The following is a 15,880-nucleotide window of genomic DNA, read 5'->3' as shown; positions in this document are numbered from 1 at the left end:
ACCTTGAGGAGATATTTTATTTTAACAACAAAAAAATGCCGTATTTATGCGGCTTTTGGCGTTTCGCAAACGCCTATGTCATAACACATTTTGAAAGGAGATAACATTTATGGCAAACGAAACAATGAACCTGAACACCCCTATTTTAACCCTTGACTCCGATACTGTATTAGAAACTGCTCAATCAAAAGCGGATTTAATCTGGCATGACATCCAAAATGCCTATCGTACCCGGAAAATTCTCACTGGCATTCTAGGAGGTATTGAAAAGACCGAAGCTGGCAGCTTAATAGCAATTATTTACTATAAGGATTATCGGGCAATCATCCCTATCTCGGAAATGATGATCAATCTAATCCAGGATGAAACTCATGATTACGGAGATCTCTCTCTTAGACAGAACAAAGTCCTTAATAATATGCTTGGTTGTGAAATCGACTTTGTAATCAAAGGACTGGATACCAAATCCAGAAGCATCGTTGCCAGCCGGAAAGATGCTATGCTGAAGAAACGTCAGATTTTCTATTTTGATCAGGACTCTTCCGGGCAGACAAAAATTTATGAAGACCGTATTGTGCAGGCCAGAGTCATTGCCGTTGCTGAAAAAGTAGTCCGGGCAGAAATCTTTGGTGTAGAAACTTCCATCCTTGCAAGAGATCTGTCTTTTGACTGGCTGGGTGATGCCAGGGAACGATTCCAGGTAGGGGAACATATTCTGGTCCGGATCTTAACTATCCAGGGAGATTCCCCGGAAACGCTCTCCATCCATGCAGATGTAAAAAGCGTGGAAGGCAACACCAGCAAAGAAAATCTGAAAAATTGTCGGGTACAGGGAAAATATGCCGGAACGGTGGAAGACATCCACAAAGGAACTGTTTTTGTCCGGTTAGAATTGGGCGTCAACGCCATTGCTCACAGTTGCTACGACAGCCGCACCGTTGGGAAGAAAGATAAGGTGTCCTTTGTTGTGACACATATTGACGAAGATCGAAATGTTGCAGTGGGGATCATTACTCGGATTATTAAGCAATACATTTAATTAAATAGTAGTATCCCGTGAGGAAAGAACTACTAATTGCCCCTCACGGGAAAACATCTAGAATTTTTTTGAAGTTTGGTATAGAAAGATACTCCCATACTCTTTATTAAATCCATTCTTCTTTTTTCTCAAACTCGCTGCAATAGTCTTAATAAATTCTTACTTTTCATTTTTAAATCTCTAAAATAAGAAACTTTTATATTTGGTAGCTAATTTTTCTTTATTTGTTTATATTTTGCATTAAGTGCATAAAATACCTTTTACAAACATTGTCTCAGCCACATAAATTAATTCGCTATATATCATGTCCATATCGTCCTTATTATCAGCATATAAAGCTGCTATCATAGAAGATATTTCCCCAATTGATTTATCCTTATTGGCAATAATATTCATAAACAACTCATATATAGTAATGTTAATTTTTTCTATTTCAATTCTATTATCTTTTGAATAAAGTATATAATAGTTCTCTTCATCTAATTTATTTATATTACAATATTCTTTCTCTATGAGCAAATATTGGTATGCGTTGTACACATCATACTCTTCCTTCAAAAGAATCACCCCGGCATGAATACAGAGAACTTGTTTTAAAAATATGTCTTTACTCTCCATCACATTCGTTTCAATTTCAACTGGTCTTTCACTCATAATCAACATTCCTCGAACCAATTCTATTAACTCCGACAACCACGGAGCCGAACAAACAGACTCGGTAATAATGCTCTCACAGAATGAATCTACGTATTCGAAATATGTCAATCGTCTAGTTGCAATACTATCATAAAATGTATCAAGACATTCTATAAAGTAATCTATCTTATCAAACGCCCTTGCGATAAGTTTAATAGCATATTTAAATATTGAAATAACAATACCATCTGAATAAATATTCTGATATATATGTCGATCCTCAGAAATGCTATCAATATTCTTATGAACTAAAATATTTCCACCTTTAGTTTCATATGCTATTTTCAGATGTTCCTGAAGGCTATGTACCAATAATTCACAACCATTTTCCTCTGGTTTTCTATAAATCTTGCAAGCTGGGTCTGTAGAAAGCCTTATGTAAAAGGCTTCTATATAATGGGGATATTGGACATTAAGTTCCCATACATATCTTCTTGTGTCTACTACATCCTTGTATGTTTCATACGGCATAGGAAAAGCAAAATAGACATGTAAATAAATATTTTCATCGTAACATTTCTGTATGAATTTTTTCATATCCTTATTAGAAAATGTAAATCCCCTGTTTTTTTCTCTAATCTTCTCCGAATAACTTTCAGGAGAAATTTCAAACAATAACTTCCTCGTGGCATTTTTAAAATATGAAAATACAGAAAAAGGTGGAAGTCCCCAAAAGCCAAACATTAAATTCAAATCTAGCTTTTCCTCAAAGATTTTATGAAGCCATCCTAGATAATGAGGAACTTTGGGATTTGTATCAAAACATACAGAAAAATCTCTATATCCTAGTTCTAATGCCTCCTTAATCGTCCTAATAATCTGTTCGTCTTTGAGGTACATACATTTCTTTCTATTATTTAGTAGCACTTGTGCATCATGACCTCCTCCACAGAAAGTGCAGTTGACGGGACAACCTTTTCCTGTTAGTAAGAAGTATGTCTTTCCACATTTAAAATCTCTAGGTTGAAAAGAACAAAAATCTGTATAGGCATTGCAAAATAACTTAGTATTTTTTGCGAAATCATAGTGGAGGAGATATCTATCTTGAAATGCATAATGTATGTCAAACACATTCTCAGCTGTGTTTTGATATGTAATTCCATTATCTATAATTTTTCCGCGATTTCTCCATACCAAATTCGGCACATCCGAAAAATCACTGCTATTACTTGTCAAACGCTCCAAAATCCTTCTTATTGGTTCCTCACCATCACCTTTTGTCACCCCATCAATAAATTGATACCCCATAAGTAACTCAGTAGCAAAATAACTTGCGGATAACCCCCCAAATGAAATATATATTGACGGATTAATTTTTTTAATTTGCTTTGCATTATCAAGACATTCATTTAACATCGGAAACCAATGTGCCGAAAATCCTATCAAAACCACCTCATCATCCAAATACCTATTAACATCAAAATCACCATAATAAAGTTCTTCAACACCCGTATGAATAATCTTCGCAGTATATCCCTTAGATGTAATATAGTCTGCAATTCCCCACAATCCCATTGCAACAATATTTGTTAAATTATTATATCTTGAACAATGAAAAAGCAGCACTTTCTTTTTCTTAATTTCCATATAAAATAATACTCCTTGATACAATTTTTGTTTTTACTTCATCATGTAGCTAAATTTCAATGCCTTATTTTTTAATCCCCAAAGCACACATCCTATTACAATCAAATACAATGCTAAGATAAAAATATATACAACATCTACACCAATTTTGGGAGTTCCAAATATAATTCCAGTTTCACATAACCCTGGTAAATACATGCCTATAAAAATTGTCATAGGATACGTTTTAGTTTGCTTAATTAAAACCTGAGGATTTTTCCATTCCAAGTTACACATAGACATATCTATAAAACAACCAAGACATGCTACAAATACAGATGACATTATAGGAAGAATAAAACTCATTATAAGCACTATACATGATAATCTTATTGTTTTTACAATTACGATACACGCTGAAATAATTATTACCGGAAAAGAAACCAACAGATTTACTTTCACTTTTGCTGTTACAATTTCTAAAATAGTAATAGGTAATTTCTGATATATCCATGCGGTCTTTCCTTCGAGCGAGAAACTACAATATGTAGTGCAGCATGTTGATATAATTAATGCAAAAATTAAAGGAATACTATTATAGAAGTATTCAATGATTACACCATTATCTGCAAACATCCCATTCACTGGAAGGGCAACTATAAGTAAAGCTACAATCAAAAGCATAAATGCTCCGAATGATGAATTAACTACAAACAATCTGTTATTCAAATACATCTTTAACTCTTTTTGAAATAATAATTTTTTCTTATCATAACTCCCTTTTTCAGAGTTATATGTTCTAGATTTTTTTTGAAGTTTCTCTACTATTTTAAAAAAATGGCCGTTTATCGAAATAGTATGAAAAAAATATGATAGAATTAGTACAATTATGACAGTTAATAGATGTCCGATATTTATAGGCTCATCATTTAATACTATATATAATCCAGTAATATTTACTAAAAAAACAGTTATTGCTATTTTTCTATTTTTAGTTGTAAATACACCTCCTCTCTTGAAAAGCACTAAAATAGCGTGTGCAACATTGTATGTGGCAATAGGAAGCATTAATGCACAACAAATCAGAAAAGAGATAACATCTACTATAGAATCGAAAAGTACTACAGAAAACGAACTACACAATAGCAAGGATAGTAATCCATTTTTTAACACAATTTCCAGTGTTTTAATAATTATTATTTCTATAGTAGATAATGGTAAAGGTGCCATTCTTAAAATTTCTATTTCCGAATATAAAATATATCGTACCGAAAATAAACTGCTAATAGTTAAAAATATACTCAATGTCATTATAATGATTATAGGAAGATATTTTTCATATTCTGTTTTATCAATAAGAATTCGAGCCTCTATATATGTTGTCCCCCAAAGCAGTATACAAAACAAAATAAATCCAACATAAGCTATAGCTCTTTTTTTTCTCTTAGATTTGTCATATATAATCTCTGATATTTTTATCTTATCAATTAAATCATTCCAAAGAACCACTAGAATTCTCAAAATATATATCCTCCAAAGTTTTATTCTTTTCAATGAATTCGTTCTTCCCCTGAGTCAAAACTTTCCCGTTTCTAATTATTACATATAAATCACAAATACGCTCTACTAAGTTTATAATATGTGAAGATATGATAAACGTACAACCTTCATTAGCCTTTTTTTTAATCATCTCAAGCACAATCATTATCATTTCAGGATCTAAAGCTGAAAAAGGTTCATCCATAATCATAATTTGAGGTTTATGAAGAAATTCACTAATTATAACTAATTTCTGTACTGTTCCCTTAGAATAAGTACAAATTAACTTATTCATATATCTCTCCATTCCAAATAATTCTATATATTCTTTTATTTCTTCTAAGCTATCGCTAAAATTCAATCCATAGATTCCACAAACAAAGCGTAAATACTGGTATCCGGTCAAATAGCCATAAAGTATACTAGTATCTGGTACATATCCAACAATCTCTTTTATAGAAATCGGATACTCTCCCTTGATACTTTTATTCATGATTTTTACGTCACCTTCATCAAACTTTAATATTCCCGTTAATATTTTTATTGTTGTGGTTTTTCCTGCTCCATTTTGACCTAGTAAAGCACATATTTTTCCACGTTCAAGTTGAAGCGACAGGCAATCAACTGCGTTTACTTTTCCATCATAAGATTTTGATAAATCCTGAATTTCAATCATTTTCATTCTAACTTACATTCCTTTCGCGTTGCTCAAGGCTCAAATCGTGATAAAAGAACCTCCACAACTCTATTTTTCTGTTATATTTAAATTAAGAAAGCAGATAAGCACACTACAGATCACGGGGGAAGAAGTAGAATCGTCTCCTCTCTTTTTCGGATTCAAGTCCGCATTCTAACATGTGTCGGTATCTCTTTCAAGCACAAATGAGTGTCGCCACGAGCCCACAACCTACTCATTGTCAAAGCAATTCCTATGTTTTTTCTTTGCTGAGATACCAGTTAATGCCTATCTGTTTTCTAATAATCGGAGGGTTGTTTATGTTAAGAATTGTCCGCCCTGTCTGTTGTAGCATGGATGTCCACCAAAAATTAGTGATTGTTACCATTGCTTTTACAGATTTCAAAAACGTTACTACTTACAAGAAAAAACGTTTTACTTGTAATCCTACGGAAACCGATTATTTCGATATACCAGAAGACCTCTATAAAAAACATCTGGAACAATACATAAAAAATGCCATTAAACTTTTAGAAAAAGAAGGCTGTACCATAATTCCTCCAACTATGCTAGCCTGATATTTTTCTGAAAATCAAAATCTTCTCTATGAAAAGTAGCAATTTACTGGTGCTCTTGTTTTGTTGTGACAATTTCTACTTCTTTCTTTCAACCTAATCTCCTAGAAAATCTAGTCAATCTATCAGTATTGCCGTGGAATCTACAATTCAATATGTCTTCTTTCATAAGCAAACTCTCTATGAAGGTTCATAATATCGCTAATGGTCTTAATTTTTGAAATAACATTATGTATTTCTGAATAGTTCCATGCATTCGAAAACCCTTTGTCCCATGCCTTCTTGAATCCTCCATAATCAGATATTTTTCCAAATTCAAAAGGTAAGTATGCATTTACAGAAAGCTCCCCATCTGGTTTCACAATGCCTCCCCAATTTCTCTCCATTTCAAAACCACTTATTATAGTATTACTTTGATTAACAAAGCGAATACGCGTATGAGTATTCTTTTTAGCTAACTCTTCTACCTTTTGTGTTGTCCATCGTATTTCTCTTTCTGTCAAATATAGCTTAGAATCCAACATTTTCTTATTCATTACCACGACTGGTTGAAAGCGAATCTCTGAAATTGGGAATTCACAGGCTTGCTCAATATAGCTTTCTATATCTTTATAGTTTTTCTTAGTCAATACACACTCTAACGCTATATATTTACGTTTAACAGATATCTTTCTCAAGAAATTTTTCACCTGTTCTACAGAATGACATATTCCTCTATGAAAATCATTTATTTCTGAAATAAATGAATCCAAAGAAACATTCAGTCCCACATAGGGGTTTGCTACTAATGAACTAATCTTTTCATCATCTTGAATTAGACCGCTAGTAACTACCATTACCTGTATTTCTGCTTTAGTCAATTCATCCACTACCACTAAAAGATCATCTGATAAAAAGGGTTCTCCCCCTGAAATATTAATCGCAAATAACTTATTATCAATACATTCCTGTACAAATTGCAACTTCTCTCTCAAATCCATTTCTGCATTTCCTTGTTTCTCCGGAAAAGCACCCGAACAGTACATACAATTCGAAATACATTTATTTGTAATCTCCCAAACTAAGTCTATAGGAAATTGAAATTTCCTAATTTCTACTGAATTAATATCACTAATCATAAAATCTTCCTTCTATAACATATTGACTTATTTAGCTATTTGAAGTATGTTTCTATTTATATAATTTTCCCCAAACATACATATCATCTTTTTCTTGGATAGCCCTACACCAGCCTTCAAAATGAAAGCCTTTACTAACGAAAAAAATATTTGTATATTTATCGTCTATTTTACATTGTGCCAATAATTTGCACTGCTGTTTCTGTTCTACAAATGATTTTTCCAACTCTATAATAAGACTACTTCCTAGCCCACATAATCGTCTATCTTCACGTACATAGAGAAAGCCAATACTCCAAATTGATTTCTTCGTATCTCCAAATGCAGAAATTATACCAATAATTTTTTCTTTTTCTACAGCCAAAAGGCTTTTCTCTATACCTGCACTATAACGTTGCACACAATAATTTAAATTTTTATATAGCGCTTCTATTTCATCACTATTACTTCTTTTAACAAACTCCTGTATTTTCTCGATCCAGTATTCTATATTTCTAGTAGATAATTTGATAATCTCCATTTAAAACTCCTTTTCTTCACCATTCATTTGGTAATTCATTATTCATGTAAATACTTCATATTTTTTGACCATTATTTTTGCATAAGTTTTATTTTATATAGTGTTTCCTAAATTATTATAGTTTTCTACATTCTCCTTGCTACGAAAAGACTTGTACTAGTTCTTCTCTCTTAAAATATCTAAGTAAATCTATTACATCATCCGTGATTCTCTCTCTAGATGCCCCTTCATACATTCCAATAATAGCATCTATAATTTCACTAATCGTATGTTTTCCATCGCACAAATTAAAAACATCAGCACCCACAGGATTTAGAATATTAATATTCCCACTGAACGGATTCATGTAAACAATATAATCCTTATCTTTTCCATCCCATCTCCAACGAATATTAATTCTTTGAACATATACTTCATCAATTTGTTTATCTCCAAATAATTCCATATCTCTTGCTCCTTTATCTAATATACACTTTTTCTTCCAATGGTGATTCCATGTTATCCAAATCCATTGCAACTTTACTAGCAATTTCATACATCTGCGAATTGTGCCAACCTTTCTTCATACGATTCCATATTTGTTGAAATGGCTCCTCATTGACATTTCCAAAATATGCCTCCAAATATGGAGAAATACCGACATCACCTGAGCTAGTAATTCTTGCAAGAGTTGTGATACCAACATCCATTCCCGTTGTTAAATGCAAATATGGTTCTGCGTATTCAATCATAGGATTTCTAACTTTTGCATTTTCATATAAAAACTTTTCCAAATTGTCTATTTGCTCTTCGGAGGGATAAAAAGAAAATCCAGTTTTACTCTTGGCTCTTCCCACTCTTGCTAATCTTTGTGTTCTCAGTGAAGTTACCCTCAACTCCTTACACAAATCATACGTATTCTTAAAATCATCAATGTTGCGACTCGTAGACGCAAAAGAAACTCTCACATCAATTCCCTTTTCTACAAATTCTCTAATAGCGTTGATTGCTTCATCAAAAGAACCTTTTCTTCCACGGACACTATCATGAATTTCTGGACAAGATCCGTCAAGACTAATCTGAAGTGTATCAACACATTTTGAAATAATATTAATATATTTACTATTTAGGTTTGCTCCACTTAAAATAGTAGATACTTTCAAACCATAGCTGGCAAATAAGAGCATTAAATCTAAATAATGCGAATTTTCCGTAGGTTCTCCCCCCGTTAAGCATATATTAAATGGTTTCATTTCAATTATCTCATTCGCCAATGACAGCATCCTTTTATCTGAAAGTTGTTCCAATCTATCAGGAGAAGAATCATTATAACAATATATACATCTATTTTTACATTTACTTGTTAACTCCCACATAATACTCAAGGGAGCAGCTAGTCCTTCTGGTGGAGCCAGTCTAGCATTCATTACCTCATTAACATAATCTTCCCCTGTAAAATGACTAAAATCTTCTCTTCCTCTATCTTTGTGATTTCCAAAAATTGTATATACCGGCTGCATAATATTCCCTTTCATTTCCTAAGTGTTTTTTATTCTTTTGTTACAATATAATTACAATTTTTTTCAATATCTACACCATTATGTATATGTCGATACCTAGTAACTGGGCATCCATATTCACACTGCATATTTATACAGCTAGAACATTTTATATACTCCTCACTTCTAATTTGCTTTAATGTTGGTGAATTATTCCAAATATCAGTCAGACTTCTTTCAAGTAAATTAACATTTTCATCTTTAAGCGTATCTCTATCCGTTGGACATAATTTAACATTCCCGTAAGGGTCAACCGTACAATGTACCTTTCCTGCACCACACATAGGCATATTTTTATTTCCAACAACAAGTGGGGTTTTACTAACAGATGTTGGAGTAATCAAATAAATCTGTCCCTTCAGTTCTTTATCAATCCACTCTTCAACCTCTTGATATAATTTTTCTACTATTTTGTACTCTTCAGGTTTAAATTTTAAATCATTTTTATTGGAATTTCCCCTTCCTCCATCCTCTAAAGGAACAACACAAACCTCTTTTACCCCAATACTGTGACAAACTTTTATAATATCTCTTAATTCAAATATATTTTTTTTTGTTTCCATAACATTACATCTTAAAGGAATCCCTACTTTTATGCATGCTCTGATTCCACGTATTGTTCTGTCAAAAGCTCCCTCTACTCCTCGGAAAGCATCATAAGTTACTGCTGTTGCACCATCCATGTTACATTCTATCTTTAAACATCCAACTTCTTTCAACCGTTTTGCCGTTTCTTCTGTTATCATAGTTCCATTTGATAACAGAAAAAAGCCCATTCCTTTAGACTGGATATATGCAAGAATATCAAAAATATCCTGTCTCATCATGCATTCTCCACCAGATACAAAAACATCAAATACCCCCGCATTATGAATATTATCTATCACCTTTTTCCAGTCTTCTAATCCTAACTCTCCTGGAAGGATTCCTCCTCGTGTTCCAATACAATATTGTGCATCTGCAAAACAATGTATACATCTAAGATTACAATTATAAGTTGTTTCTATTAAAACCTTAATGGGAGCGATAGGGACATTCTTACCAATCCCTAAAATAAACTTATTGTCTTCTACGTCTTTATAGGATGATTCAAGCTCTATAAGATTTTCTTTAGAATATCCTTCGACTTCAATCATTCCTAATTTCATCATATACTTTACAAGCTCCTCCAAATCAGATCGAATGCTAATTTCATCAATCTTGTAAATCGCTAACATTTCTTTATATACAGTATAAATATCCTGATATTTCTTCAAGAGTTCGATAAACGTATAATATGATTCGTTTATTTTATCGATCTGCATTCTATTTCTGTAGTAATATATTCCGCCCCATGTTTCTTTTCTAATCCTACCATTAACTGTAACTTTTTTACCTTTTAATTCTTCTAAATGTAAATTCATTTTGTCCCCCTTTACGCTTAAAAAAAGCAGCACCAGCATATCTACGATGCCGATGCTGCCTGGTTTACATGTTAGGTAGGAACAATCCAACCCCAACCGACACCGATACCAATTACCCAGAAAACTCCGGCACCAATTGCTACTCCATAGTCATTCTCCATTCCCGATAAACGGACAGCAGAAGGAGAAACATACTTCTTTTTTGTCATAATTACTCGCCTCCTTTCTCAATAGGGCATTAAATCCAATACCCCTTTAAATTTATGTAAAAATACATTTTACATTTCACCACTATAATAGATGATTTTATAATTGCTTATTCTTCATTCCTATAATTCCAATCCCTATACATATAAAATCTATCAGTAATGAAATTATAATCGCACTTAAGTATGCTTTTATTCCTACTATATCTGTAAGTAAATTAGCAGTTTCTGTTAATATGAATGGTGAAAATTTATGCATAGCTGGAATCCAACTTAGAATATATTCAATAACTATACATAAACCAATCTCCAACAAAATCACACCGCCATTACTTTGAAATGTAGAAAAACATATAAGCAAAAACACATTCTGTAATCCAAACAGATACCAGATTATCGCTGAAAATAATAAATTATTAGCAATACAGTTATCCCAAAAAAATGAATTATATGCATAGGTAATACCAAAACACATCCAGTATCCTACCGACCATAGAGAACATAAAAATAAACTTTTTGCTAAAACTACAACTTTTCTAGGAATCCCTTTGGTCAATACTAAAATTAGTGTTCCCAAGTTATACTCTTTTGTAAAACAATTATTAAAGATTAAGAGAAACGCTATAAGTGCCATCGGTATGTTTTTAAAAAACTGTGTCCAAGAAGTCATAGCATTAATTTTCATACCTGATATTGTCATTCCAAGTTCCTCAAAAGAGTCTTTCATAATATCTAGAAGCCAAGGAAGTAGCTTTGCCGTGGCTGGATTAAGAATACCAATAAATACAAAAACCATTGCCCAGATGATTAGCTTTCCATTTCTGCTTATCTCAATCCACTCTTTTTTCAAGTATGCAAATAAAAGTTTCATTATTTTACCACCTTCATAAATATCTTTTCCAAAGATGGTTCCTCTCTCTCTATCCTTTGAAAAGATATTCTATTTTTATTTATATAACTAAGTATCTCTAAAAGTTTTTCGTCATTTTTCTCAAGAACAAGTGTATTATGACTTACCTCTTTCAATTCAGGAAATGCCCTTGCAAGAATATCAGAATCTCTATGAAAAACTGTTTCAATAATATACGCATTATCTGAATACGAATTTCTTAATGTTGATATCCTCCCTTTTAAAGCAATATTTCCCTCTTCCAAAAAAGCAACATCTGTACATATACGCTCTACATCAGATAGAATATGTGTAGAAAAAACAATAGTAGTTTGCTCTTTTGCTTTATATAAAATATCAAGAATTTTCTTTCGCCCAATCGGATCAAGTGCAGAGGTGGGTTCATCACAAATAAGAAGCCTTGGCTTATGTAACAATGCTTGTGCTATTCCTAAACGTTGTTTCATTCCCCTAGAAAATCCCCCTATTCTGTGACTCTCTTTCGATAATCCAACCATTTCAAGTAGCTCCTCCCCTCTCTCCCTTACACTTCTTTTGCACATACCACACAATTCTCCACAAAAGTTTAGATATTCTAGTGCTGTCATAAAAGGGTAAAACTCAGGAACATCTGGTAGATAACCTATATATTTATTAGTTTCTGTTTCTCCAAAAGATACCTTTTTATTACATACATAAATTTCTCCTTCGTCCGCTCTAAGCAAACCAAGCACAAGTTTCATAACTGTAGTTTTTCCCGCTCCGTTTTTACCAACAAAACCAAAAACACTATGCTCAGGTATATCTAAGTTAATATCTTTTAAAACTTCTTTATTGCCATATCTCTTTTGCAAATTTCTAATTGAAAGTATATTCATATTACTCATCTTCTTTCCCAAATATAAAATATAGAATTGGACCTATAAAATTCATTCCAACAATCACAATAATAAGCCACATAATACGATTACCATATTTATAATTTTCATGAGAAAAAATATGACGAATAACATATAGTAACAAACCGATTTCAATTATTACAAAGGGTATAAAAAAAGGTAACAAATCTTTCATAATCTCCATTTTAATCGCCTTCCTAGTATCTACTATTTCCTTTTATAATTTAATTTTTATGACAATTTTATAATAACCTCTATTAATGAAAAAATCCTCTTTTTTGTATAATTTGTATATTTTCTTTTCTATTTGGTGCAAATTTACTTCTATCTCTTACTAAAAGATTTCAATTTGGTACGCTTTCATAGTTCATAGCAAATATTCATCTTATCTCCAAAAATTATTATATATTTGTATATAGAGTTTTTCTCCAGAAAATTAGCTTCATCATTTTTTTCATGTACTAAGATTAGTCTTATAAGATGAATACTATGAATGATGTGATATTTTGACATATGCATTACTAAAATATTTCTAAAATTGCTATTCTTTTATATTTACAATTTTATTTTTATAGTTCATGTTTTGTTCTTATTTACTATAAATAAGAACATATCGAGTTTTTCACAATAGAATCTGTAATATACGGACATAAAAAAATGTTAAGCTCTATAAGTGCAGCTCGCAAAGACAAATCAGAGAAGATTTCGTGCACTTTTCAAATTTGCTCATTTATAGTTATTTAAATAAAATATCCAATTTAAGAGTTCACTATTAAACTAATCAATTTATTCATGTAATATTTCAATGCTAAAACCAACGTTTTTTCTAAATTTATCTTTTTCTTCCTTTTTCGGATTTCACCTATCTACGTCATATTTATGTCCCAACTTGGCACACTTCTGCGATTTACAGGAAAATCTACCCGTGTTAGAATGATACTGTCAAAATTATATGTAGCGAAACGCAGCTTTCCAGGGAATGCCTCTTCTCTGGTGCAAGCTGCGTTTTTTAGTGCATGGAAAGGAGTATCACAACTAAATATGGAATAAGCGTTCCTCCGTATTGACCGGACTGAAGCTTTTATGAGGCAGGAAAACTATAAGCCAGGGCAAAGTGAAAGATCTCACTTTGCCCTCTTTTTATGAAGGAGGTTCATTTACTTGAAAAACCATGTACACAAAGAAGCCCCACCGGGCATGAAACATCATCGGAACTATGGAAAATATCTCTATACTGCCTTCCTTGTCTTCACTCTGATTGCCTGTAATGTACAACCAGTTATGGCTGCTACCATCTGGGACAAAGCTTCAGAAATCATGAAAGACGTATATAACCAGATTATCCTGATTTCCACCATTGCGGCTGTTGTAACTGCATCGGTTGCTTTGCTTTTGATGAATTTTTCCAAATCCGGAAAAACCGTGGATGAATCCAGGGCATGGCTCAAACGAATCATCATCACATGGGCTATTCTCAATGGCCTGGGATTTATCATGGCTTACATCACACCGTTCTTTGCCGGCGGGCAGTGGAATGGATAATGCAGATAAGGAGGTGGTTCTGTCATGGGAATACTTGACGGAATTGTAGAATGGATTGCCGAACAGGTCATGAACATTCTGGATTTGATTACTACTTCTGTTCTGGGTGCACTGGGATGTTCCATGGATACTTTTCTCCGGTATTTTCCAGCAGCGGAAACAATGTACCAGATTTTTCTGGCATTGGCTATCGGACTCATCCTTTTAAACTGGGTTTGGCAGCTTTTTAAGAATTATTTTATGGGGACAGGGATTGACGCTGAAGATCCAATCAAATTATCACTGCGAACCTTTATGTTCCTTTTCCTGACATTCTATGCCAAAGACATTGTAGATCTTCTATTGAATATTGCAGGAACCCCGTATAGCTGGATTCTGACTGAAGATCTTCCACCACTGGAATTTGCCAAGTTTAATTCTGTAATCACAGTCATCCTGGGAGTATGTGCCAACGGTGCTGTTGCCATTGTTGCCCTCATACTGGTACTGATCCTTGCCTGGAATTACATCAAGCTGCTTTTTGAAGCTGCGGAACGTTATATACTGCTTGGAGTTCTGGTCTACACCGCACCTGTTGCATTTTCCACAGGTGCTTCCCAGGCTACTGGAAATATTTTTAAGAGCTGGTGCCGTATGCTCGGCGGACAGTTCTTTTTGCTTTTAATGAACGCCTGGTGTTTGCGGCTGTTTACTTCCATGGTGGGAACATTCCTTGCAAACCCTTTATCACTCTAGGAAGGAGGAGATTATGAAACATAAGAAAACACTGCTCTGCAGCCTGCTATTGATTTCTTGTCTGATTCTTGTAACATCCATGCCGGTCTTTGCCGCTGAACTTACAGAAGCAGAGGTACAGCAAGCTGTGGATGCACAGGGAAAAGAAACGGTCACCGGTAATGTTTTTATCTGGTTTCTGTGTGCCATTGCTTTTTTGAAGGTTTCTCAAAAGATTGACAGCTTTATGGCAAGTCTGGGAGTCAATGTTGGAAATACTGGTGGAAATATGATGGCTGAACTTTTAATCGCCGGAAGAGGTCTTGCAAGTTCCTTTCGAGGGCATGGAGGTGGAAGCCATAGTAGTTCCCATTCTTCCTCTCCCGGAAGTGCTGCAGTACAAAGTTCTTTCCTTTCCGGAGGATTAGCCGGAGCCGTTGGAAGGCAGACAGAGCGTTCTGCGGTAAATGCAGCCACCGGATATACCGAAGGACCAAGCATCGGAAATGCACTCTATCAGTCTTCCCTTGAAAAAGGCGGAGATTTTGCCAATAACGTTATCAGCAATATTGCTCAAGGAAACTATGGTCAAGTTGGCTCGATCAAAGGTGATGGAGCTGTTTCTGCATTTCAATCCTACATGGGAATTCAAAATGAAGATAAAACAGATCATTCCTATACCAATGTTGAAATTGGAGGTGGCAGGATAACAGGAGTTGAGTCCGGTTCCAATGGGGACAGCCGGGAATTTGCTATGTACCATGCCGATCAATATACGGCTCCTACCCAGGGAACCTATGAAACTGTGCAATCTGTAGACGGAGCTACCTGGTACAAGCAATATGCCGAAAATACGGTATCCAAAATCCCTTATGATGCTGGCGATGGAAAAATAGCCTACAACGAATCCATTGTCCAAAAGCTTCCTCCTACTCCTCCAAGAAAGGATCGGATTTAGTA

17 protein-coding genes are annotated in these 15,880 nt (G+C 33.7%); 5 read left to right on the top strand and 12 right to left on the bottom strand.

All coding sequences use genetic code 11. The annotated features are described in order from the left end of the window. Window positions 1–109: 109 nt before the first annotated feature. Window positions 110–1,039 carry an RNA-binding protein gene (locus AB5170_RS10605; RefSeq protein WP_368361993.1) on the top strand — a complete coding sequence of 310 codons (930 nt, stop codon included), beginning with the start codon at window positions 110–112 and terminating at the stop codon, window positions 1,037–1,039. A 240-nt stretch (window positions 1,040–1,279) separates the two neighbouring features. Here AB5170_RS10605 and AB5170_RS10600 read toward each other — a convergent pair whose 3' ends face one another. From AB5170_RS10600 to AB5170_RS10590, 3 genes are read right to left on the bottom strand one after another with little or no spacing between them, the layout of a single operon-like run. After that, a complete protein-coding gene (locus AB5170_RS10600) occupies window positions 1,280–3,322 on the bottom strand; it encodes a radical SAM protein (protein ID WP_368361994.1) in 2,043 nt (680 codons plus the stop codon). Window positions 3,323–3,355: 33 nt separating this feature from the next. Continuing rightward, entirely contained in the window at window positions 3,356–4,822 is a 1,467-nt protein-coding gene (locus tag AB5170_RS10595; RefSeq protein WP_368361995.1) for a hypothetical protein, read from the bottom strand. Then, the gene (locus tag AB5170_RS10590; protein WP_368361996.1) at window positions 4,794–5,522 is read right to left on the bottom strand and encodes an ABC transporter ATP-binding protein; all 729 of its coding nucleotides are present in this window, start codon (window positions 5,520–5,522) and stop codon (window positions 4,794–4,796) included. Before AB5170_RS10590 ends, AB5170_RS10595 begins: the two co-directional genes overlap by 29 nt. Before the next feature lie 314 nt (window positions 5,523–5,836). Here AB5170_RS10590 and AB5170_RS10585 point away from each other — a divergent pair, with 314 nt between their 5' ends. Continuing rightward, window positions 5,837–6,094: a hypothetical protein gene (locus tag AB5170_RS10585; protein ID WP_368361997.1), complete on the top strand. Its 258-nt coding sequence runs from the start codon at window positions 5,837–5,839 to the stop codon at window positions 6,092–6,094. Between the two features lie 140 nt (window positions 6,095–6,234). Here AB5170_RS10585 and AB5170_RS10580 read toward each other — a convergent pair whose 3' ends face one another. The 9 genes from AB5170_RS10580 to AB5170_RS10540 all read right to left on the bottom strand — a co-directional run bounded on the left by AB5170_RS10580 (window position 6,235) and on the right by AB5170_RS10540 (window position 12,848). Further along, window positions 6,235–7,209 carry a radical SAM protein gene (locus AB5170_RS10580; protein WP_368361998.1) on the bottom strand — a complete coding sequence of 325 codons (975 nt, stop codon included), beginning with the start codon at window positions 7,207–7,209 and terminating at the stop codon, window positions 6,235–6,237. Window positions 7,210–7,261: 52 nt separating this feature from the next. Then, on the bottom strand, window positions 7,262–7,729 hold the full coding sequence (locus AB5170_RS10575; RefSeq protein ID WP_368361999.1) for a GNAT family N-acetyltransferase: 468 nt from the start codon (window positions 7,727–7,729) through the stop codon (window positions 7,262–7,264). A gap of 139 nt (window positions 7,730–7,868) precedes the next feature. Then, a complete protein-coding gene (locus AB5170_RS10570; RefSeq protein WP_368362000.1) occupies window positions 7,869–8,174 on the bottom strand; it encodes a PqqD family protein in 306 nt (101 codons plus the stop codon). 13 nt (window positions 8,175–8,187) lie between these two features. Further along, window positions 8,188–9,228, bottom strand: a complete 1,041-nt coding sequence (locus AB5170_RS10565; RefSeq protein ID WP_368365064.1) for a radical SAM/SPASM domain-containing protein — start codon at window positions 9,226–9,228, stop codon at window positions 8,188–8,190. Window positions 9,229–9,257: 29 nt separating this feature from the next. Then, window positions 9,258–10,670, bottom strand: a complete 1,413-nt coding sequence (locus AB5170_RS10560) for a radical SAM protein (protein ID WP_368361716.1) — start codon at window positions 10,668–10,670, stop codon at window positions 9,258–9,260. Window positions 10,671–10,741: 71 nt separating this feature from the next. Then, window positions 10,742–10,879 carry a hypothetical protein gene (locus AB5170_RS10555; RefSeq protein ID WP_368361715.1) on the bottom strand — a complete coding sequence of 46 codons (138 nt, stop codon included), beginning with the start codon at window positions 10,877–10,879 and terminating at the stop codon, window positions 10,742–10,744. A 97-nt stretch (window positions 10,880–10,976) separates the two neighbouring features. Further along, window positions 10,977–11,747, bottom strand: a complete 771-nt coding sequence (locus AB5170_RS10550) for an ABC transporter permease (protein ID WP_368361714.1) — start codon at window positions 11,745–11,747, stop codon at window positions 10,977–10,979. Beyond that, on the bottom strand, window positions 11,747–12,643 hold the full coding sequence (locus tag AB5170_RS10545) for an ATP-binding cassette domain-containing protein (RefSeq protein WP_368361717.1): 897 nt from the start codon (window positions 12,641–12,643) through the stop codon (window positions 11,747–11,749). Before AB5170_RS10545 ends, AB5170_RS10550 begins: the two co-directional genes overlap by 1 nt. A 1-nt stretch (window position 12,644) precedes the next feature. Further along, complete coding sequence (locus tag AB5170_RS10540; RefSeq protein ID WP_368361713.1) at window positions 12,645–12,848, bottom strand: PLDc N-terminal domain-containing protein; 204 nt, start codon at window positions 12,846–12,848, stop codon at window positions 12,645–12,647. A gap of 1,013 nt (window positions 12,849–13,861) precedes the next feature. On the opposite strand from AB5170_RS10540, the gene AB5170_RS10535 reads away from it, so the two are divergent. Genes AB5170_RS10535 through AB5170_RS10525 form a run of 3 tightly spaced genes read left to right on the top strand, consistent with a single transcriptional unit; the run spans window position 13,862 to window position 15,878 of the window. Further along, complete coding sequence (locus AB5170_RS10535; protein WP_004223640.1) at window positions 13,862–14,206, top strand: hypothetical protein; 345 nt, start codon at window positions 13,862–13,864, stop codon at window positions 14,204–14,206. 24 nt (window positions 14,207–14,230) lie between these two features. Next, a complete protein-coding gene (locus AB5170_RS10530; protein ID WP_055151488.1) occupies window positions 14,231–14,941 on the top strand; it encodes a conjugal transfer protein TrbL family protein in 711 nt (236 codons plus the stop codon). Window positions 14,942–14,954: 13 nt separating this feature from the next. After that, window positions 14,955–15,878, top strand: a complete 924-nt coding sequence (locus AB5170_RS10525) for a hypothetical protein (RefSeq protein WP_015526852.1) — start codon at window positions 14,955–14,957, stop codon at window positions 15,876–15,878. The last annotated feature ends 2 nt before the right edge of the window (window positions 15,879–15,880 follow it).

It is taken from the genome of Ruminococcus sp. RTP21484sp1_RTP21281st1_A8_RTP21281_210402 (assembly GCF_040914025.1).
Lineage (GTDB): Bacteria > Bacillota > Clostridia > Lachnospirales > Lachnospiraceae > Blautia_A > Blautia_A faecis.
This window is presented reverse-complemented; position numbering and strand designations above follow the sequence as displayed.